The sequence below is a fragment of the Janthinobacterium paucivorans genome (assembly GCF_051380805.1).
Taxonomy (GTDB): domain Bacteria; phylum Pseudomonadota; class Gammaproteobacteria; order Burkholderiales; family Burkholderiaceae_D; genus Janthinobacterium; species Janthinobacterium lividum_D.
The window spans coordinates 281,226-300,553 of record NZ_JBNYXR010000001.1; the positions used below are offsets into that span (position 1 = coordinate 281,226).

At 61.4% G+C, this 19,328-nt stretch carries 14 protein-coding genes; 10 read left to right on the top strand and 4 right to left on the bottom strand.

All coding sequences use genetic code 11. The features are described 5' to 3' along the window. The first annotated feature begins 34 nt into the window (after positions 1–34). The 3 genes from ACQ4V8_RS01260 to coaD all read left to right on the top strand — a co-directional run bounded on the left by ACQ4V8_RS01260 (position 35) and on the right by coaD (position 3,298). Entirely contained in the window at positions 35–694 is a 660-nt protein-coding gene (locus ACQ4V8_RS01260; RefSeq protein WP_010400558.1) for a response regulator, read from the top strand. Positions 695–696: 2 nt separating this feature from the next. After that, the gene (locus ACQ4V8_RS01265) at positions 697–2,031 is read left to right on the top strand and encodes an ATP-binding protein (RefSeq protein ID WP_010400557.1); all 1,335 of its coding nucleotides are present in this window, start codon (positions 697–699) and stop codon (positions 2,029–2,031) included. 118 nt (positions 2,032–2,149) lie between these two features. Further along, on the top strand, positions 2,150–3,298 hold the full coding sequence (gene coaD, locus ACQ4V8_RS01270; RefSeq protein WP_436570763.1) for a pantetheine-phosphate adenylyltransferase: 1,149 nt from the start codon (positions 2,150–2,152) through the stop codon (positions 3,296–3,298). A gap of 59 nt (positions 3,299–3,357) precedes the next feature. Here the strand turns inward: coaD and ACQ4V8_RS01275 are convergent, their stop codons facing one another. The 3 genes from ACQ4V8_RS01275 to ACQ4V8_RS01285 form a co-directional block, all read right to left on the bottom strand. Beyond that, positions 3,358–5,553: an OsmC domain/YcaO domain-containing protein gene (locus ACQ4V8_RS01275; RefSeq protein ID WP_436570764.1), complete on the bottom strand. Its 2,196-nt coding sequence runs from the start codon at positions 5,551–5,553 to the stop codon at positions 3,358–3,360. Between the two features lie 229 nt (positions 5,554–5,782). Further along, a complete protein-coding gene (locus ACQ4V8_RS01280) occupies positions 5,783–8,125 on the bottom strand; it encodes a TonB-dependent receptor plug domain-containing protein (RefSeq protein ID WP_436570866.1) in 2,343 nt (780 codons plus the stop codon). A 249-nt stretch (positions 8,126–8,374) separates the two neighbouring features. Beyond that, the gene (locus ACQ4V8_RS01285) at positions 8,375–9,172 is read right to left on the bottom strand and encodes a PhzF family phenazine biosynthesis protein (protein WP_436570765.1); all 798 of its coding nucleotides are present in this window, start codon (positions 9,170–9,172) and stop codon (positions 8,375–8,377) included. A gap of 148 nt (positions 9,173–9,320) precedes the next feature. Between ACQ4V8_RS01285 and ACQ4V8_RS01290 the strand changes: the two genes are divergently transcribed. The 7 genes from ACQ4V8_RS01290 to ACQ4V8_RS01320 all read left to right on the top strand — a co-directional run bounded on the left by ACQ4V8_RS01290 (position 9,321) and on the right by ACQ4V8_RS01320 (position 18,697). After that, positions 9,321–12,494 (top strand): error-prone DNA polymerase, encoded by a 3,174-nt coding sequence (locus ACQ4V8_RS01290; RefSeq protein ID WP_436570766.1) that lies wholly within the window; start codon positions 9,321–9,323, stop codon positions 12,492–12,494. A gap of 39 nt (positions 12,495–12,533) precedes the next feature. Continuing rightward, positions 12,534–13,007, top strand: coding sequence for a GNAT family N-acetyltransferase (locus ACQ4V8_RS01295; protein ID WP_261980905.1), 474 nt, complete (start codon positions 12,534–12,536; stop codon positions 13,005–13,007). A 320-nt stretch (positions 13,008–13,327) separates the two neighbouring features. Beyond that, the gene (locus ACQ4V8_RS01300) at positions 13,328–14,269 is read left to right on the top strand and encodes a ChaN family lipoprotein (RefSeq protein ID WP_436570767.1); all 942 of its coding nucleotides are present in this window, start codon (positions 13,328–13,330) and stop codon (positions 14,267–14,269) included. Positions 14,270–14,411: 142 nt separating this feature from the next. Further along, positions 14,412–15,170 (top strand): tonB-system energizer ExbB, encoded by a 759-nt coding sequence (exbB, locus tag ACQ4V8_RS01305; protein ID WP_010400543.1) that lies wholly within the window; start codon positions 14,412–14,414, stop codon positions 15,168–15,170. A 3-nt stretch (positions 15,171–15,173) separates the two neighbouring features. Further along, positions 15,174–15,599, top strand: coding sequence for a TonB system transport protein ExbD (gene exbD / locus ACQ4V8_RS01310; RefSeq protein WP_010400541.1), 426 nt, complete (start codon positions 15,174–15,176; stop codon positions 15,597–15,599). Further along, on the top strand, positions 15,596–16,390 hold the full coding sequence (locus ACQ4V8_RS01315) for an energy transducer TonB family protein (protein WP_436570768.1): 795 nt from the start codon (positions 15,596–15,598) through the stop codon (positions 16,388–16,390). Before exbD ends, ACQ4V8_RS01315 begins: the two co-directional genes overlap by 4 nt. A gap of 51 nt (positions 16,391–16,441) precedes the next feature. Further along, on the top strand, positions 16,442–18,697 hold the full coding sequence (locus ACQ4V8_RS01320) for a TonB-dependent receptor domain-containing protein (protein ID WP_436570769.1): 2,256 nt from the start codon (positions 16,442–16,444) through the stop codon (positions 18,695–18,697). A 68-nt stretch (positions 18,698–18,765) separates the two neighbouring features. Here the strand turns inward: ACQ4V8_RS01320 and ACQ4V8_RS01325 are convergent, their stop codons facing one another. After that, positions 18,766–19,173, bottom strand: a complete 408-nt coding sequence (locus ACQ4V8_RS01325; protein WP_010400538.1) for a PRC-barrel domain-containing protein — start codon at positions 19,171–19,173, stop codon at positions 18,766–18,768. Between the last annotated feature and the right edge of the window lie 155 nt (positions 19,174–19,328).

Below are 19,328 nucleotides of genomic sequence, written 5' to 3' on the forward strand. Positions count from 1 at the left end.
GCCGTTGGGGTGAAAAATTGAACAAGGAGCAGCCATGCGGCTATTGCTGGTAGAAGACGATACGATGATCGGCGAGGTGGTGCTCGATTTGCTGCGCGCCGAGCATTACGCGGTGGACTGGGTCAAGGATGGCGATATGGCCGATACGGCCTTGCAGACGCAAACCTATGATTTGGTGCTGCTGGACCTGGGCTTGCCGCGCAAGGATGGCCTCGATGTGCTGCGTTCCATGCGTTTGCGCAAGCTCGACACGCCCGTATTGGTGGCCACGGCGCGCGACGCCGTCGAGCAGCGCATCGCTGGCCTGGACGCGGGCGCCGACGATTATGTCTTGAAGCCGTATGACCTCGATGAACTGCTGGCGCGCATCCGCGCCCTGCTGCGGCGCGCCTCGGGGCGGCCCGAGCCGATCTTCGAACACCAGGGCGTGTCGATCAATCCGCTGACGCGCGAAGTGATCGCCGAGGGCCATCCCGTCAATCTGTCGGCGCGTGAATGGGCCGTGCTGGAAGCGTTGATCGCGCGCCCCGGCATCGTGCTGTCGCGCGCGCAGCTGGAAGAAAAACTGTATAGCTGGAAGGATGAAGTCAACAGCAATGCCGTGGAAGTGTATATCCATGGCTTGCGCAAGAAGCTGGGCAGCGACCTGATCCAGAACGTGCGCGGTCTCGGTTATATGGTGCCCAAGGCATGAGGATGAAGGTCACGGTGACGCATTCGCTGCGCGGCCGTCTGCTGTGGTTTTTGCTGGCGGCCATCATCATGGCGGCTCTGGCGCAGGCGTCGATCGCCTATCGCAGCGCCCTGTACGACGCCGATCAGATCTTCGACTATCACATGCAGCAGATGGCCTTGTCGCTGCGCTCCGGCGCGCCGCTGGCCAACCATGCGCAAGCGTTGCCGGCCGACCCGGTCAACAACGATATGGTGGTGCAGGTGTGGACGCCCGATGGCGTGCAGGTGTTCCGCTCGATCACGCGCGCGGAACTGCCGCAGCGCGCCGTGCTGGGCTTTTCGAATGTCAAGGCGAACGGCACCACCTACCGCATCTTTTCCGTGCAAACCAGTTCCCAGACCGTGCAGATCGCCCAGGACATGGCCGTGCGCAAGCGCATGGCCGGCAGCCTGGCGCTGCGCACGGTGGGGCCGATTGCCCTGATGGCGCCGATATTGATGCTGGTCGTCTGGTGGGTCGTCAGCGGTTCGCTGGCACCCGTCTCGCGCGTGCGCAAACAGGTGGCGGCGCGCCAGGCGGACGACCTCTCGCCCGTCTCGGAAGCGGGCTTGCCCGACGAAGTGCGGCCCCTGGTGCATGAATTGAACTTGCTGTTCGGCCGTGTAAAGACGGCGTTCGACGCGCAGCAGCATTTTGTCGCCGACGCCGCGCATGAATTGCGCACGCCGCTGGCGGCATTGAAATTGCAGGTGCTGAGCCTGGAGCGGGCCGAATCGGAAGAAAAGCGCAGCCTGGCCATTTCCCGCGTCAGCGCCGGCATCGAGCGGGCCACGCGCCTGGTCGAGCAGTTGCTGGTGCTGGCGCGCCAGGAAGCGAGCGCCGCCAGCGGCGACCAGTTGCAGGCGGTGGACTTGAATGACGTCGTCAAGCGCGCGCTGGGCGACATGGCTGGTATCGCGCAAGCGCGCAAGATCGACCTGGGCCTGCACCACATGGACCCGGCCAAGGTGGCGGGGCAGGCCGATGCGCTCAACATCATGCTGCGCAACCTGGTCGACAACGCCATCAAGTACACGCCGCAGGGCGGTACGGTCGATATCGACCTGCGCGCCAGCCCCGTCGGCGTGACCTTGTCGGTGGAAGACAGCGGCCCCGGCATTGCGCCCGAGGAGCGCGAGCGCGTCTTCAGCCGTTTCTACCGCGTGCCCGGCACGGATGCCAACGGCAGCGGCCTGGGGCTGGCCATCATCAAGGCCATTGCCGAACACCATGGCGCGCGCCTGGTGCTGGACAAGTCCGAGCGCCTGGGCGGCTTGTGCGTGCGCGTGGAATTGCCCTTGCCGGCAAAAAAATGAGGCAGATTTCTCTCCAGATCGAGGCGCGATGAGGCCGATCTTTAAGCTGCTGCATTGACGCGCGCGCCGTGGCCCTATATTGTCTGCGAAACAAGCAGAATCAGACCACGGAGCGCACATGCAGAGAATCGGATTTTCAGGAACACTCGACCCCATCACCAACGGCCATATGTGGGTGATCGGCGAAGCGCGTTCGCTTGCCGACGAGGTGATCGTGTTCCTGTCGCAAAACCCCGCCAAGCGCCCCCAGTTTCCTGCCGAAGACCGCAAGCGCATCATCGAGCAGAGCGCGCGCGAATGTGGCTGGGACAATGTGCAAGTGGTCATCGTCAAGGGCGATTACACGGCGCGCGCGGCGAAAAAGCATGGCTGCGACTATCTGATCCGCGGCATCCGCACGACTGCCGATTTCGACTATGAAAACCTGATCCAGCAAACCAATGTGGACGTGTTGCAGGGCGCCAAGACGATTTTCGTCATGCCGCCGCGCGACCTCGGTTCTGTCAGTTCCAGCTTCGTCAAGGCGCTGGAAGGCCCCGTGGGCTGGAACTGGACCATGAAGAAATTCGTTCCCGGCCCTGCCTACCACGCATGGATACTCGACTGCCTGCGCAAGGAGTGGGAAGCGCTGTGGCATTACGCCACCGCTGCGCCAGCCGATGTCGCGCTGGCCGATCACTGGTTCGCGCACTTGACGGGAGCACAGGCGTATGGCGGCACGGACCGCCACTATCACAACCTCGACCACCTGGTGCACGGCCTGTCCGAGATCCGCGTGTGGGCCGACAACACCTATGCCTCTACACGCGACAGCGCGCTGGTGAAAAAAGCTTTCTGGTTCCATGACGCCGTCTACAGCCACGACGAAGACGCGCTGTTTTCCAGCGAAGAAGCGAGCGCCCAACTGTGGCTGGCCAGCGGCCTCGACGCTGGGGATAACCATGATGTAGCACAATTGATACGCGTTACCGACCATTTCCAGGGCCCCGGCATCAGCCACGCGCTCAAGGATGCCATGCTCAGCGCCGACTTGGCCATCCTGGGCCAGGATGAAGAGGTGTATCACGCCTATACGCAAGCCATCGGCCTTGAATACGCGCATGTGGACCGCGTGCGCTTCAACGAGCAGCGGGGCTTGGCCTTGCAGCACCTGTGCGCCAAGGCGCAGGCGGGCCAACTGTTTGGCGATGCGTATTTCGCCGATCAGTATAACGCGCGGGCCATTGAAAACATGCAGAAAGAGATCGCGGCGCTGGCGGCTGGCTGATAGTCGTCAGGCGCGCTGCCAGGGATACACTGCGGCAGGTCCATCCCTGGCTTGCCGCTTTAGCGCGCCGCCTTGGCGCGCGCTGCGTGCAGCTTTTTGTAGCTGTCGATCAGGCGCTGGTGCCGCTCAAGGCCTTCCAGTTGCATGCTGGTCGGCGTCAGGCCGAAGAAGCGCACGCTGCCGTCCACCGAGCCCAGCACCGCGTCCATGCGGGCGTCGCCAAACATGCGGCGGAAATTGAGCACGTAATCATCGAGTTCCAGCTCTTCGTCCAGTTCCACTTCCAGTACCACGTTCAAGGCTTGATAGAACAGCTTGCGCTCGAGCGTGTTGTCGTTGTACTGCAGGAACGTTTCTACCAGCTCTTTCGCTTCCTCGAATTGCTGCAAGGCGAGACGAATCAGCAGCTTCAATTCCAGCGTTGTCAGCTGGCCCCAGACGGTATTTTCGTCAAACTCGATGCCGATCAGGGTGGCAATGTCGCCGTACTCATCGAGCTCGCTGTTTTCCAGGCGCTCGAGCAGGTCTTCCAGGCTGGCATCGTCCAGGCCATGCAGGTTCAGGATGTCGGCGCGGAACAGCAGCGCCTTGTTGGTGTTGTCCCAGATTAAATCTTCGACCGGATACACCTCCGAATAACCGGGCACGAGGATACGGCAAGCGATAGCGCCCAGTTGGTCGTACTCGGCCGTGTAGACTTCCTTGCCCATGTCGGCGAGGATGCCGAACAGGGTCGCCGCTTCCTCGGCATTCGAGCCGTCGCCGTGGCCGGAAAAATCCCACTCGACAAAGTCGTAATCGGCCTTGGCGCTGAAAAAGCGCCACGAGACGATGCCGCTGGAATCGATGAAGTGTTCGACGAAGTTGTTGGGCTCGGTGACAGCTTCGCTGGCAAAGGTCGGTTGCGGCAAGTCGTTCAAGCCTTCAAAGCTGCGTCCCTGCAGCAACTCCGTCAGGCTGCGCTCTAGCGCTACTTCCAGGCTTGGGTGCGCGCCGAACGAGGCAAACACGCCGCCCGTGCGCGGGTTCATCAGGGTGACGCACATCACCGGGTACACGCCGCCCAGCGACGCATCTTTCACCAGCACGGGAAAGCCTTGCTCTTCCAATCCCTGTATGCCGGCCAGAATGCCGGGATACTTCGCCAGCACTGCCTGTGGCACGTCGGGCAGGGCGATCTCGCTTTCGAGGATTTCGCGCTTCACGGCCCGTTCGAAAATTTCCGACAGACATTGCACCTGCGCTTCGACCAGGGTATTGCCGGCACTCATGCCATTGCTGACGTACAGGTTTTCAATCAAGTTGGAGGGGAAATACACGGTCTCGCCGTCGGACTGGCGTACATACGGCAGCGAGCAAATGCCGCGCTCGGCATTGCCGGAATTGGTATCGATCAGGTGCGAGCCGCGCAGCTCGCCATCGGCATCGTAGATGTCGCGGCAGTAAGCGTCGAGAATCTCTTTCGGCAGCGCATCCTTGCGGCCCGGCTTGAACCAGCGCTCGTTCGGGTAATGCACGAATGGCGCGTTGGCAATATCCTCGCCCCAGAACGAACCGGCGTAGAAATGGTTGTTGCTGAGGCGCTCGATATACTCGCCCAGGGCCGAGGCCAGCGCGCTTTCCTTGCTTGCGCCCTTGCCGTTGGTGAAACACATGGGCGAGTGCGCGTCGCGGATATGCAGCGACCATACATTCGGGATGATGTTGCGCCACGAAGCGATTTCAATCTTGATGCCCAGACCCGCCAGCAGGCTGGACATATTGGCGATGGTTTGCTCCAGCGGCAAGTCCTTGCCGACGATATACGTGCTCGCGCCAGGAGCCGGATTCAGGGCCAGCAAGGCTTGCGCATCGGCGTCCAGGTTCTCGACTTCTTCAATCACGAATTCGGGACCCGTCTGCACCACTTTTTTCACCGTGCAACGGTCGATAGAGCGCAAGATACCCTGGCGGTCCTTGGCCGAGATATCGGCTGGCAGCTCGACTTGAATCTTGAATATCTGTTGGTAACGGTTGTCCGGATCAACGATATTGTTTTGCGACAGGCGAATATTTTCGGTCGGAATATTGCGCGTATCGCAATACAACTTCACGAAGTACGCGGCACACAGCGCCGATGATGCCAAAAAATAATCGAACGGGCCGGGCGCCGAACCATCGCCTTTATAGCGGATGGGCTGGTCGGCGATGACCGTAAAATCGTCGAACTTGGCTTCAAGCCGCAGCTTATCGAGAAAGTTGACTTTAATTTCCATGAGGTAATCCAATACTGTGCTGATGAGTTAGCCGCTATTATCCGTGCTTTCCGTCGCAGGGCAAAGATTGTTCGCCGCAGCCGTGCTGCGCGGCACAGTTGCTGAATCGAGCTCTTGCCATATCAAGAGCAGCGACAATCGATCTTGGACGGCAGTGTATTGATGTGCATAAAGAAACAGCGGCTGCCCATGCTGGCGCAGCCGCTGTTTCTTCAGACGGAAATGGTGATCAGAATTTCACCCACAGCCGGCCGAAATACGAGGCACCGTTCAAGCCGAACTGCACGCTGTCGTACTTGAAGCCGTTGTCCGTCTCGTCCGGGTTTTGCGTGCTCGGCTTGACGTTGAAAATGTTGTTGCCACCGAAAGTGAGCTTGGTGTTCTTGTTGACGCTGTAGGTAAAGCTCAGGTCGGCCGAGGTCTTGGCTGCGTAACGGGCGTTGGGCACGCCGGCAGCCGTGCCGCTGAAGGTGCCCAGGGTTTGCGGACCAAAATAAATGACGCGCAAGTTCGATTCCAGTTTGCCCGTGATGTAGTCGAAGCCCAGCGTGGATTTCGCGCGTGGGCCGCCCTGTTCGATGAACAGGCGTTCGCGCTCGGACAGCAGCACGTCTTCGTAGCCTTTCAGCGAGTCAGGCGTCTTGATTTTCATCACTTCCGTCTTGCTCAAGTTCAGCGCCAGGAAGGTGTTCAGGCGGTTGCCGGCCAGCTCGCCCTTGTGCGAGGCCGTCAGGTCCAGGCCGCGCGTGCGCGTATCGATGGAGTTGACGAAGAATTGCGCCTCGCCAACGCCCAACAGGGCCAGGCGCGCTGCCAGGTCCGGGTAGTTGTCGGCATTGAAGCGGCCCGACAGCACGATGCGGTCCTTGATCTTGATATTGTACAAGTCGGCCGTCACGGAAATGGCTTGCGTCGGCGTCCAGGTGGTGCCTAACGTAAAGCTGGTGGATTTTTCCTCTTTCAACTTGGGAATGCCGGCCGCGTTGGCGACGCTGCCGCCATTCGGGGCCAGCACCACGTCGGTAGGCACGCCGCCGATGAAGTCGGTGAAGGTGGACGAGAAATACACTTGCTGCAGCGATGGCGCGCGAAAACCCGTGCTGGCCGAGCCACGCAGCAGCACATTTGGCACCACTTTATAGCTGGCGGCCAGTTTGCCCGTCACGGTAGAACCGAAATCGCTGAATTTTTCATAGCGCAGGGCAGCCTGCGTTTTCAGGCGTTCCGTCCATTCCAGTTCCACGTCGGCATACGCGGCGATACTGTGGCGTTTGGCCTTGCTGGCGTCGCCGGGCTGGAAGCCGGGAAAGCCCTGACTGCCCGCATTGCCGCCCATGCCCACGCCGTCGGCGTCGATGTAGGAGCCCCGTTCGCCGGCCATGATCTTGTATTGCTCGCTGCGATATTCGGCGCCGAAGGCCAGGTTCATGCCTTTCATCACCGTGTCATAGTAGCGGCTGAAATCGGCGTTGCTGGTCAGCTGCTGGAACGAGAAGCCGCCCGCGTCGTAGTTGCTGGCGCTGACGCCTTTGCCGCCGTTCATCAAGTCGAGGTTGGCAATCGATGCATTCAAGGTGTTACTGATGTCGTAGCGCATCTTGTTGTAGCCAAAGGTTTGCGAAAAGTCCGCATGCCATTCGCCGATCTGGCTGCGGTGGCCGACGGTGGCGTACTGGTCGTCGATCTTGCCGTTAATGAACGGTACGAAACCGTTCGGATACATGGCGGCCGAATTGCGCGACGGAATGTCCTCGCTGCCGATGCCGCCACGGCCAAACGCGGCGCTCGACGCGTCACGCGTTTGCGCGCCGGCCGTGAAGTACAGTTTGCTGGTGCTGCTGGTGGCGTAGTCGCCATTGACGTACAGGGTCTTGTTCTTGGCCTTGGTGTCGCCGATGATGCGCATGCTGTCCGCATCAGCCCGGTTCGAGCGGCCCCGGTCCAGGTATTCGCCCGTGATGGCCAGGGTGCCCTTGTCGCCCAGCGCGATGCCGCAATATGCGGACGTCATATAGTTCTTGCCGTCGCTGGCTGAGTACTGGCTGTAGCCGGCTACCGCTTCGCAACCGAGGCTTTTCTTCAGTTCGATGTCGATCACACCGGCAATAGCATCCGAGCCGTATTGGGCGGCGGCACCGTCGCGCAGCACTTGCACGTTCTTGATCGCCAGCAAGGGAATCGCATTCATGTCCGTGCCCGTGTTGCCGCGGTTGCGCGCGCCAAACAGGTTGACCAGGGCCGTCGTGTGGCGCCGCTTGCCATTCACCAGCACCAGGGTCTGGTCGGAACCGAGACCGCGCAGGGCGGCTGAATCGACCAGGTCGGCGCCGTCGGCGCCCGTCTGGCGCGTGGAGTTGAACGAGGGCGAAATGTATTGCAGCGATTGGGCCAGGTCAAACTGGCCACCTTGCTCTGCCACCTTGGAAATGGGAATGATATCGACCGGCGCCATGGTGTCGGTGGCGGAACTGGTGACCCGGCGCGAGCCGACCACGCTGACTGTTTGCACGGGACCATCGGTGGCGCCCGCTTCCGTGGTCTGGGCCATGGCGGCGGGACCGAATGCGGCCATGGCGGCGCTGCCGTATAGGCTGATGAGGATGGCTTTACGCAAGATGGTAAGGGTGGGCACGCGGTGTCTCCAAGTGGCTGATGGGCAAGATTTATTTCATTCTAGTGCCATTGATTCTAGTGCCATCATTTCGTGCTCCACTAGCGATACTTTGTTTTTTATTACAAATCTGCCCCAACTGTTGTTTCCTGGTGGACTATCTTTTTGTCCATCGCCTGGCTTGCCTTACACTGGTGCATGATGCCCCTTTCAGGTGCACGCTTGCACCATGCCGCCCACCAGGATTTCCCCGGGACGGTAGTGCACCTCGATCAAACACGGTTGCTGTGTCACATGGCCCTGATGCAGGCGCAGCGATTGTTGCCTATGCGATGCCAGTGCACCCGCCGCTACGCCCGTGGCGCTGTCTTCCAGCGACGGGTCGAGATGGTTGAAGTTGCGTCCCTCGTAACTGTCTTCGCCCGTGCGGCAATACACATAGCAGCCGTTCACTGTATGCAAGGTGCTCCAGTCGGCGATCAGTTCCAGGTTCGGCCGCAGCGCGCGCAGGATGCTGCTGTCGGCCACTTCCAGCAGCAGCTTTGCACTGCCGACCGAGGCGATCACGGGCGGCGACAGCAAGTGCATGTGCTGGCCCATGAGTTCCGAGGCAAGATATTTTTCCAGCATGACCGCTGGCGCCGGTTGCGGCGTGAGGCCCACGAATAAGCGTTGCGATATGCCTGCCGCGCGGCGTACCAGTTGCAAGGCTTGCCCGTGCATGGCCGTGCTCACCGTCAGCGTTGCCGTGGCGCCAGGCGCCGTTAGCAGCACATGCGTCGCTGCCAAGGTGGCATGCAGGCACAGCGCACTGCGCGTGTGCGGATAATAATAGTCGAGCACGATGGCGCCGTCCGCTTGCCGGTCGATGAAGACGCAGGCGCCGACCCGGTGTTCGCGCGCGAAGGTTTGGCGCGCCGTGACGCTGGCGTGGTCGTTTTCCACGACCAGCGCTGCATTGCCGCCACCGGCTGCGGTGCCGAAACATTTCAGGAGTTGGACGATCATGGCAGTCTAGACAAAAGGAAAAACACCAGCATAAACGATCAGCACAATAAGTACGATCAGCACGATCAGCACGATCAGCACGATCAGCTGCCGCCCGATTCAAGATGCGTATAATATACTGTGTTTATATACAGTATTGAGGTGTGTCATGTGGGGCGCAGTCTTAGCCGAGTATGCTGAGTTGTATTGTCTGAGCAATTTCAGCTTCTTGCATGGGGCCTCGCATGCGGAGGAGCTGGTGGCGCGCTCTGCCCAGCTCGGTTACAGGGCGCTGGCCATTACGGACGAGTGTTCGCTGGCTGGCGTGGTGCGCGCCCATGCAGTGGCCAAGCGGACCGGTTTTCCGCTCATTATCGGCGCGCATTTTCATTTGACGCAGGCCGATGGCAGCCCGGCGCTGTCCTTGCTGGCGCTGGTGCAGGACCGCGAGGGCTACGGCAACTTGTCGGAGCTGATCACCATGGCGCGCACGCGCGCGGCCAAGGGCCGTTACTTGCTGACGCCCGATGATTTCGCCACGCCCCCGCCCGGGTTTGCCCATTTGCAGGGTTTGCCCGGCTGTCTGATGATCTTGCTGCCCAGCTATCCGGCCCAGCCCGAGACGCTGCGCGCGCAGGGCGCGTGGATGGCGTCCACCTTTGGCCGCGCGCGCAGCTGGATAGGCCTGAACCTGCTGCAGCGGGCGCAGGATGAAGCACACCGCAGCAGCGTGCAAGACGCCGCGCAGGCGTTGGGCTTGCGCGTGGTGGCTGTCGGCCATGTGTGCATGCATGTGCGTTCGCGCAAGCCCTTGCTCGACACCTTGTGCGCCATCCGCGTGGGCAAGCCCGTGGGCGAATGCGGCTATGCGCTGGCGCAAAATGCGGAGCAGCATCTGCGCGCCCGCTTGCGCCTGGCCAATGTGTATCCGCCGCAAGCGCTGGCCGAAACCCTGCGCATCGCCGCACTGTGTACCTTCTCTCTCGACAGCTTGCGCTATGAGTATCCCGATGAGCTGGTGCCCGCGCATCACACGCCGGCGACCTATTTGCGCGAGGAAACGTATGCGGGCGCGCGCGTGCGCTTTCCGCTCGGCATCCCGGCGCACGTACAGCAGCAGATCGAGCACGAACTGGCCCTGATCGCCGACCTTTCCTACGAGCCGTATTTCCTGACCGTCTACGACATCGTGCGCTTTGCACGCGGGCAAAACATCCTCTGCCAGGGCCGCGGTTCGGCTGCCAATTCGGCCGTCTGTTATTGCCTGCACATCACCGAAGTGGACCCGGCGCGCGGCAATTGCTTAGTCGAGCGCTTCATGTCGCGCGAGCGCAACGAGCCGCCCGATATCGACGTCGACTTCGAGCACCAGCGGCGCGAAGAGGTGATTCAATATATTTACGCAAAATATGGCCGCGAGCGCGCCGCGCTGGCGGCCGTGGTGATCAGCTACCGGCCGAAAAGCGCCTTGCGCGACAGCGGCCGGGCACTCGGGATCGACCTGGCCATCGTGGAAAAAGTCGCCAAGTCGCACCGCTGGTTCGACGGCAAGCGCGATCTGCTGGAACGCCTGGCCGAATGCGGGCTCGACCCGGAGGCGCCGTTGTCGCAGCAGTGGGCCAGCCTGGCGCAGCAGTTACTGGGATTTCCGCGGCACCTGTCGCAGCATCCCGGTGGCTTTGTGATTGCGCAAGGCAAGCTGTCGCGCCTGGTGCCGATTGAAAACGCCAGCATGGCCGAGCGCAGCATCATCGAGTGGGACAAGAACGACCTTGAAGAGCTGGGTTTGATGAAGGTCGACGTGCTGGCGCTGGGCATGCTGTCGGCCTTGCGCCGCGCGCTGGAACTGGTGAGTGCACGCCGTGGCGAGGAGTTCCGGATGCAGGATATTCCCGCTGAGGACCGCGCCACTTACGACATGATATGTCAGGCCGACACCATCGGCGTATTCCAGATCGAGTCGCGCGCGCAGATGAGCATGCTGCCGCGCTTGCGCCCGCGTCAATTTTACGATCTCGTCATTGAAGTGGCGCTGGTGCGTCCCGGCCCCATCCAGGGCGGTATGGTGCATCCGTATCTGCAGCGGCGCCAGCAGAAGGAAGCCGTGGTGTTTCCGAAAGGCTTGGAAAAGGCCCTGGGGCGCACCCTGGGCATCCCGATTTTCCAGGAGCAGGTGATGCAGGTGGCTATCATCGCCGCCGATTTTACGCCCGGTGAAGCGGACCAGTTGCGGCGCGCCATGGCGGCCTGGAAACGCAAGGGCGGCATGAATAATTACCATGACCGCATCGTCGATGCCATGCTGGACAATGGCTATGAGAAAGAGTTTTCCGAAGCCATCTTCAGCCAGATCGAGGGTTTCGGCGAATACGGTTTCCCCGAATCACATGCGGCCAGTTTTGCCCTGTTGACGTACGCCAGTTCCTGGCTGAAATGCCACGAACCGGCTGCCTTCCTGTGCGCCTTGCTCAACAGCCAGCCCATGGGCTTTTACAGTCCATCGCAGCTGGTGCAGGATGCTCGCCGGCATGGCGTGCAAGTGCTGCCCGTCGATGTGGCCGTCAGCGGCTGGGAGGCGACGCTGGAAGAACAGGAAGGGCAGGCCGGGCAGGTAGGGCCGGCAGCGCAGGGCGGCGCGCCCGCCGTGCGCTTGGGCTTGAACAGTCTGTTTGGCATGCGCATGGAGGCGGCCAGTCGCATCGAGGATGCGCGTTCCATCGCCGCCTTTCTTGACGTGGCCGACCTGGCCCGGCGTGGCGGCCTGGACCGGCATGACTTGCAGGTGCTCGCTGCCGGCAACGCCTTGCACGCGCTGGCCGGGCACCGGCGCGAGGCGTTGTGGCAGGCGGCCGGCGCCATGCCCGACACGGACTTGCTGCGCGCCATCACACCAGAGGAAGACTTACCCGTGCTGGCCGCGCCGACGGAAGGCGAGAGCATCGTCAGCGACTACCGCGCGCAAGGCCTGACGCTGGGCCGCCACCCGCTGGCGCTGCTGCGCAAGCCGTTGCTGGAGCAGCGTTTCCTGCCCGCCGCGACGCTTGCCAGCTACACGCATGGCCAGCTGGCGCGCGCCTGCGGCATCGTCACCGTGCGCCAACGCCCGGGCACGGCCAAGGGCGTGGTCTTCCTGACCCTGGAAGACGAGACAGGTACGGTCAACGTCATCGTCTGGCCCGATCTGGTGGACAGCCAGCGGCGCGAAGTGTTGAGCGCGCCCCTGCTGGGCGTGTACGGCGTGTGGCAGCGCGAAGGGCTGGTGCGCAACCTGGTGGCCAAGCGCCTGGTCGATATGTCGCATTTGCTGGGGCGTTTAAGGACCAGCAGCCGCGATTTTTGTTGAGAGTGAGCGCTGGCGAGGAAGGCATGGCATTATTTGAATATGACAACATTATCCGAACCGATCATGCGTCCCGCCCTGGTCGCCGACGCGCCCGCCATCGTTGCCCTGATCGATGATTTGATGCCCTTTTTGACCTTGCACCCGGACGGTGCGGGGGCAGAAAAATTTATTCAACACTGCCGCCAGCCGGCCATCGAAGGCTACCTGTCGCTGCCCAATTACGCTTACCAGCTGGCGTATCTCGATGGTGAGTTGGCCGGCGTGGTGGCGATGCGCGACAACACGCACCTGTTCCACCTGTTCGTGCCGCGCGCCCTGCACCGGCGCGGCATGGCGCGCCGTTTGTGGCAGGCTGCCCGCGAGGTATCGCTGGCCAGGGGCGGCGTGACGGCGTTTACCGTCAATTCCTCGCTCTACGCCTTGCCCTTGTATGCCAGCTTGGGCTTCGTCGCCACGGGGCCGAAGGTGGAAATGGACGGCATTGCGTTTGTGCCGATGCGCATGCCGCTGTAGAAATTAGTCCAACGGCAAGGAATGGGGGCGTACCCTCAGGTTTCGACCCCAGCATTTGCTTTTTGGGGTGGTATTGATTGCCGGCACGCGATCTGGTCCGGATTTGAGTACCGCCCACAGCGCAGTCTGATGTACGCGAGTCCCGCGCTGTTTTGTTTTATTGCGCACGCGGGGGTGCCATGCAAGCAGTGCGTTGATATTTTGGCAGTTATAAAAAATTTGCATGCTTTACGCCGCCTTAGTTGTAAATGAGAATCATTTCTATTAAAATGCCCGCCTATCCTGTTTGCACTGCACGCTTTACCCGAAAGGCCATGCCCATGAAATTCCCCCTGTCCTTCGCCGCCGTCCTGCCCACCTGCGTGCTGGCGCTGAGCGCCTGCAGCAGCGTCGCACCGTTGAGTGCGACGACTGCCGCGTCCGTTTCTGCGCAAGACGTGCGCCAGTTGGGCGAGATCGTTGACTTGCGTAGCGGCCAGCGCCTGAGCGCTGAACAATTGCTGGTCCAGCTGGCAGCCGCGCCGCGCGTGATCGTCGGCGAACAGCATGATCAGCTCAGCCATCACCAGATCGAGCAATGGCTGTTGCAGCAATTGCAGGGCCAGCGTCCGCAAGGCAGTGTGCTGCTGGAAATGCTCAATCCGGACCAGCAAGCCAAGGTGGACAAGGTCAAACCGTGGCTGCAGACGGACCCCGTGGTGCGCCCGGCACACGTGGCCGAGCTGATGGCCTGGCAGCCAAGCTGGAAATGGGAGCAATATGGCGACCTGGTCATGACGCTGATGCGCGCGCCATACCCGCTCTGGTCGGCCAACCTGGACCGCAGCGAAATCAAGCAAATGTTCATCGACAAGCCGGCCGTGCAGGGCATCCATTCCAACCTGGCCAACGATGGCAAGGTGCATGAAAAATTGCAAGACATTATCCGTGTCATGCATGATAACCAGATCGACGCGCCACGCTTGGCCGCCATGCTGTCGGTGCAGCAACAGCGCGACCGCCGCATGGCCGAGCGCCTGCTGGCCGCGCCCGCGCCTGCCGTGCTGATCGCTGGCGCCTACCATGCGCACAAGGACCTGGGCGTGCCGCTGCATGTGCGGGACTTGACGGGCGGCCCCGCGCCGCTGGTGCTGGTACTGGCGCCGCGCGGCGCCACGGTGCTGGCGACGCAGGCCGATTTTGTGTGGTTCACGCCGGCAGTAGCAGAGGCAGCAGCAGTAACAGCCGAAGCCGCAGCAACAGCCGGCGCCAGCGCCAAGTAATTGCTTGTATTGCCGCCGGGCGTTCAGCCCGGCATTCTTCCCCAGCAAGCTCATCCATAGCAGCCAGGTAGTTGTTCCGATTTTTTTTGCATGCGTATGCGCGCCGTTGGCGCAGCCATGCCTGTTACCTGTTGAAGCTCCCATGCGTACCACCTTGTTCTCTATTAACGCCGCTACCGGTGGCGTGTTCCTCGCCCTGTTCCATGCCAGCGCACAAGCGTCTGCGCTGCCACACGACATGTCGCCGCTGGGCATGTTTTTCGCCGCCGACCAGGTCGTGAAGAGCGTCCTCGTCGGCTTGTTGATTGCCGCGCTGGCCACCTGGGTGGTCTTGCTGGTGAAAGGCGCCAGCCTGCTGAAAGCCCGGCGCGAGGCGGCGCGAGCCGTGGCTGTGCTGAAGACGGCGACCTGCTTGCCGGACGCGGCAGTAAAAACGCAGCATGGGGCGTGTTTGCTGGCGCAACATTTGCTCGCTGAGGTACAGCAGGAACTGAGTCTGTCGCACGCGAATGCGCCGGCCACGTCCTTGAAGGAGCGGGCCGGTTTTCGCCAGGAACAGTGGATTGCGCACCAGGTACGCGCCATGACGCAAGGCATAGGTCTGCTCGCCAGCATCGGCGCCGTGGCGCCGTTCGTCGGGCTGTTTGGCACCGTGTGGGGCATCATGAACAGTTTTATCGGCATCGCCGTCAGCCAGAGTACGAACCTGGCCACCGTCGCGCCCGGGATCGCGGAAGCCTTGCTGGCGACGGCCCTGGGCTTGGTGGCCGCGATTCCCGCCGTCGTCATCTATAACCTCTTGAGCCGTGGCATCAACCAGTACAAGGCCCAGCTGCGCGCCGCCTCGGCGCAAGTGCTGCTGATGCTGAGCCGTGACCTCGACGCGCGCAAGCAGGCTTGAACCATGGCTTCCCTGTTTCCTTCGTCTGACGACGATACGGCCGACATGCCGGAACTCTGCGAGATCAATGTTACGCCCTTCATCGACGTGATGCTGGTGCTGCTGATCATCTTTATGGTGGTCTCGCCGCTGGCCACGGTCGACCTGAAAATCGACTTGCCTGCCGCCACGGCCAAGCCCGAGCCGCGTCCCGACCAGCCGCTGTTCGTGTCGCTGAAGGCCGACCACAGCCTGTACCTCGGGGAATCGCCCGTGGCGCGCGAGCAGTTGGGGCGTTTGCTTGATGTCGAGACGGGCGGCGACCGCCAACGCACGCTGTTTTTCCAGGCCGACAAGCAAGCCGCCTATGAAGACGTGCTGGGCGTGATGGATGCCCTGCGCCAGGCCGGTTATCTGAAAGTGGGACTGGTTGGCCGGGAGGGCGGGTGAGCGGGGTGGCCACGCTGGCGCTGCGTCCCGTCTTGAACTGGGGCATTGCCACGGCGCTGGTGCTGGCCACGGCGCTGGCGCTGCTGTTGTGGGCAGCCTGGCAGCCGGTCACCGGCGTGCTTGCACAACCGCCGGCCAGCGTGATGCTGGTCTTTGCTGCGCAGGCGATGTCGGCTGAAACGCAGCCGAGCTTGGCAGTGGGTGCGCGCCAGTCGGCCGCTTCCAGTGATTCCCGGCCGACAAAGAGTAGCACCCGGCAAGAGGCGGTGCCGCTGCTGGCGCGCGCCGCAGCGCCGCACATCGTCGCGGCGGAAAAAGAGGAAAAGGCGGCGGCCAGCCCGTCGTCGGAGCCGGCCAAGGATGTCGCCAAGGACGCCTCATCGGCGCCTGCGCAGGCCAGCAGCAGCGCCACGCCGGCGCCCGCCGCCGTGCGCGGCCCGCAGGCGGCGCCGTTCAACAGCGACACGCCGTCCGCCAGCGCGGCGCCGGCCAGTTGGCAAAGCCGGGTGCTCACTCACCTGGCCCATTTCAAGCGCTATCCTGGCGATGCACGCCAGCGCAAGCGCGCTGGCGCCGCCTGGGTGCGTTTCCAGGTCGACCGCGACGGCAAGCTGCTGGCCAGCGAGTTGATCACTTCATCGGGCACGGCGCTGCTCGACCGCGAAGCGCTGCAAGTGCTGCAGCGCGCGCAACCGTTGCCGGCGCCGCCCGACAAGGTCTTGCACCAGGGCACTGTGACCGTCACCTTGCCCGTCTCGTTCACGCTGGAAGCAGGGCAAGACCAGGCATGAGGATGCCGATTGTCGTTCATTAAAAATCTAAACATAAGAAATTGAGGGTGTATGCATATCAAGACAATGGCGCAAGCCGTGGGCGTTTGCATGGCGTTGCTGGCGCAGCAGGCTGGGGCGCAGTCACAGGAAAGCGGCAAGGTGGAATTTTCGCCGCTCAATGTGTCGGGTACAGCGCTGCCGGTGGAACAGCAAGCGCTGGAAAAGCCGGGTGCCGTCAGCGCGCGCGCAGCGGACACGCGTTTGCAACCCGTGGACCAGATCTTGCGCGGCATGCCGGGCACGTTTACGCAGATCGATCCGGCGCAAGGGGCCGTCAGCGTGAATATCCGCGGCCTGTCCGGCTTCGGCCGGGTCAACACCATGATCGATGGCGTGACGCAGAATTACTATGGCAGCGCACCGTCGGAAGTGTCGCATGGCGGCATGCCCAGCAGCCAGTTCGGCGCCCTGATCGACCCGAACTTCATCATCGGCGTCGATGTGTCGCGCGGTAATACGGTGGGCGGCGATGGCGTCAACGCGCTGGGCGGCAGCGCCAATTTGCGCACCATCGGCGTCGATGATGTGCTCTTCGCCGGTGAAAAAGTCGGCGCACGCGCGAAAATGTCTGCCGGTAATAATGGTGTCGGGCGCAGCGCCATGCTGGCCGTGGCCATGAAAAACCCGGCCTTCGATGGCGGCAGCGTGGGCTTCATGGCCGCCACCAGTGCGAGCGTGATCGGCAATAACTACAACAATGGCAATGGCACGGACAGCGAGCAATTCGGCTTCGGCTACAACCGCTTTTACCAACAGAAACCGAAGTCGCAGCTGCTCAAGCTGGACCTGAAATTGAGCGACTTCCACGCCCTGGAATTGGCGGCGCGCGATTATCGCAACACGTTTACGCGGCGCGACATGCAGAGTAATGATTACTCCGTCAAATATCATTACACGCCGTTTTCAGAGTTGATCGACCTCAATGTGCTCGTCAGCAGCAGCCGTGGGAATCAGAAATACATGCCCGAGGCGCTGACCAATTTCATCAACACGAATGCGGCCAACCGCGCCGATGCCCTCGATATCAATAACACCAGCAGCTTCAAGCTGGCAGGCGGTGATGTGCTGGTGACGCTGGGCGGCAAGCTGATGCGCAATCAGTACAGCAAGCACGTGGAAAGCCTGGTCGACGATCCCAACAATCCAGAGGCGAAGCAGCAATCGATTGAAAACAACCCGTTTGGCGCCGCCGGCAAGCAAAAGATCGACAGCCTGTATGCTAGCTTGCAATACAACCGCGGCATGTATCAAATCAATGCGGGCCTGAACTACACCGGCTTCGAGCTGACGGGCTACAAGCCGGCCTGCGATGCGCGCGTCAAATGTTTCCCGCAGGGTGGGGCGCAGATCGCGCTGAAGGAGCACGGCATCAACCCGTCGTTGCTCGTTTCCGCGCAAGTGACGCCGTGGTTCCAGCCTTTTGCCAGCGCCGAGCGCACCATGCGCGGCCCGAATCCGCAGGAAGTGTTCTTTTCCAACGATGGCGGGGCGTCGATGAATCCTTTCCTGAAGGGTGAAAAAGCGACGACTTATCAGCTGGGCTTCAATTCCAGCCTGCACGGCTTGCTGAGTGCCAACGATGCGCTGCACGTCAAGGCCCTGTATTTCAAGAGCAAGATCGACGGCTATATCACCAGCCAGTCCTTCCTCCTCTGCGATAACGGGCGCAAGTGCAATATCGCCGAAGTGCTGGCCACGGACGGAAAGAATGTGGATGAATACGTGACGAATATGTATATCTACATCAACTCGGCCACGCCCGTGCATACGCGCGGATGGGAGCTTGAAGCCCAGTACCAGTTGGGCCCGGCGTATGCGCGCCTGTCGTACACGCGCGAAAAGACCAGCCAGCCTACCTCGATCGCCAGTGCCTGGTTCGGCGCGTCCGACATCAGCGAGCTGCCCAGTACGTATTACAACCTCGACGTGGGCACGCGTTTGTTCGATAACAAAGTGGAGCTGGGCGCCATCATCAAGCACACGGGTTCAAACCGCCGCCTGTCGCCGGACAATGATGCCGATGCAGTGACGGGGGAAGTGGTGAAGGTAGACAATCCGAAGATCCCGGCCGTGATCGACCTGTACGCCAGCTATCAGGTGACGAAAAACCTGTTCCTGCGTCTGTCGGTGCAAAACGCCATGAACAAGAACTATTCGGAAGCCTTGAACCGCTTGAATTCGATGCCGTCGCAGTCGAGCGATAATACGCCGATGAGTACGGCGAAAGGACGTACCTATGTGGCGGGGTTGGAATACCGGTTTTAAGTAAACCCCAGTGCAAGACCGGGGTCGTACCCTGCAGGGTACGACCCCAGCCCTTCGTTTTGGGTTAATTAATACTCGCGCGGTGTCGTTCCATAGTAACTATGGACGGCATTGGCCCACGTGGTATCGGCCATGTCCGGCCAGTTATCGGAGTCGAAGCCGGGGGCGTTTTCGATACGCTCCTTGTCGACGTTGAGGGTGAAGCGCTTGTTGATGGTGTCGAGCAGCAGCGCTTCCCAAGGCACGGCAAACAGCTTTTCGCCGATGGTGAAGACACCGCCGTGCGACATGACGGCGTAGGCAATCTTGCCGCTGCGCATGTCAATCATGATTTCCTTGATTTCACCTAGGTGTTCTTCCTTGGCGTTGTGGACATGGTCGCCGATCAGGGTGTCGGCACCCATCAGTTCAGGGCCGGGACCTTTGTGACCTCGGTTGACATACATGCCATAGGCGTCGCGTTCTTCGTAGCTCATGATGGACCTCCGTTGAAAAATTTTAGTCTGCCGCCAGGGACTGGCAGGGTCTGTTCGCTTGCCCACACAACAGTGGGAATTGAATATATTTCAATGATTGCCATTGAGTAATTTTGTTGTATGTAGACAGCAGGAGCGGGGACGATGGTCGGCAT

Excerpts from the sequence above, each read along its gene's own strand:
- ACQ4V8_RS01260 (WP_010400558.1), top strand. The coding sequence starts at position 35 with ATGCGGCTATTGCTGGTAGAAGACGATACGATGATCGGCGAGGTGGTG.
- ACQ4V8_RS01265 (WP_010400557.1), top strand. The coding sequence starts at position 697 with ATGAAGGTCACGGTGACGCATTCGCTGCGCGGCCGTCTGCTGTGGTTT.
- coaD (WP_436570763.1), top strand. The coding sequence starts at position 2,150 with ATGCAGAGAATCGGATTTTCAGGAACACTCGACCCCATCACCAACGGC.
- ACQ4V8_RS01275 (WP_436570764.1), bottom strand. The coding sequence starts at position 5,553 with ATGGAAATTAAAGTCAACTTTCTCGATAAGCTGCGGCTTGAAGCCAAG.
- ACQ4V8_RS01280 (WP_436570866.1), bottom strand. The coding sequence starts at position 8,125 with ATGGCCGCATTCGGTCCCGCCGCCATGGCCCAGACCACGGAAGCGGGC.
- ACQ4V8_RS01285 (WP_436570765.1), bottom strand. The coding sequence starts at position 9,172 with ATGATCGTCCAACTCCTGAAATGTTTCGGCACCGCAGCCGGTGGCGGC.
- ACQ4V8_RS01290 (WP_436570766.1), top strand. The coding sequence starts at position 9,321 with ATGTGGGGCGCAGTCTTAGCCGAGTATGCTGAGTTGTATTGTCTGAGC.
- ACQ4V8_RS01295 (WP_261980905.1), top strand. The coding sequence starts at position 12,534 with ATGACAACATTATCCGAACCGATCATGCGTCCCGCCCTGGTCGCCGAC.
- ACQ4V8_RS01300 (WP_436570767.1), top strand. The coding sequence starts at position 13,328 with ATGAAATTCCCCCTGTCCTTCGCCGCCGTCCTGCCCACCTGCGTGCTG.
- exbB (WP_010400543.1), top strand. The coding sequence starts at position 14,412 with ATGCGTACCACCTTGTTCTCTATTAACGCCGCTACCGGTGGCGTGTTC.
- exbD (WP_010400541.1), top strand. The coding sequence starts at position 15,174 with ATGGCTTCCCTGTTTCCTTCGTCTGACGACGATACGGCCGACATGCCG.
- ACQ4V8_RS01320 (WP_436570769.1), top strand. The coding sequence starts at position 16,442 with ATGCATATCAAGACAATGGCGCAAGCCGTGGGCGTTTGCATGGCGTTG.
- ACQ4V8_RS01325 (WP_010400538.1), bottom strand. The coding sequence starts at position 19,173 with ATGAGCTACGAAGAACGCGACGCCTATGGCATGTATGTCAACCGAGGT.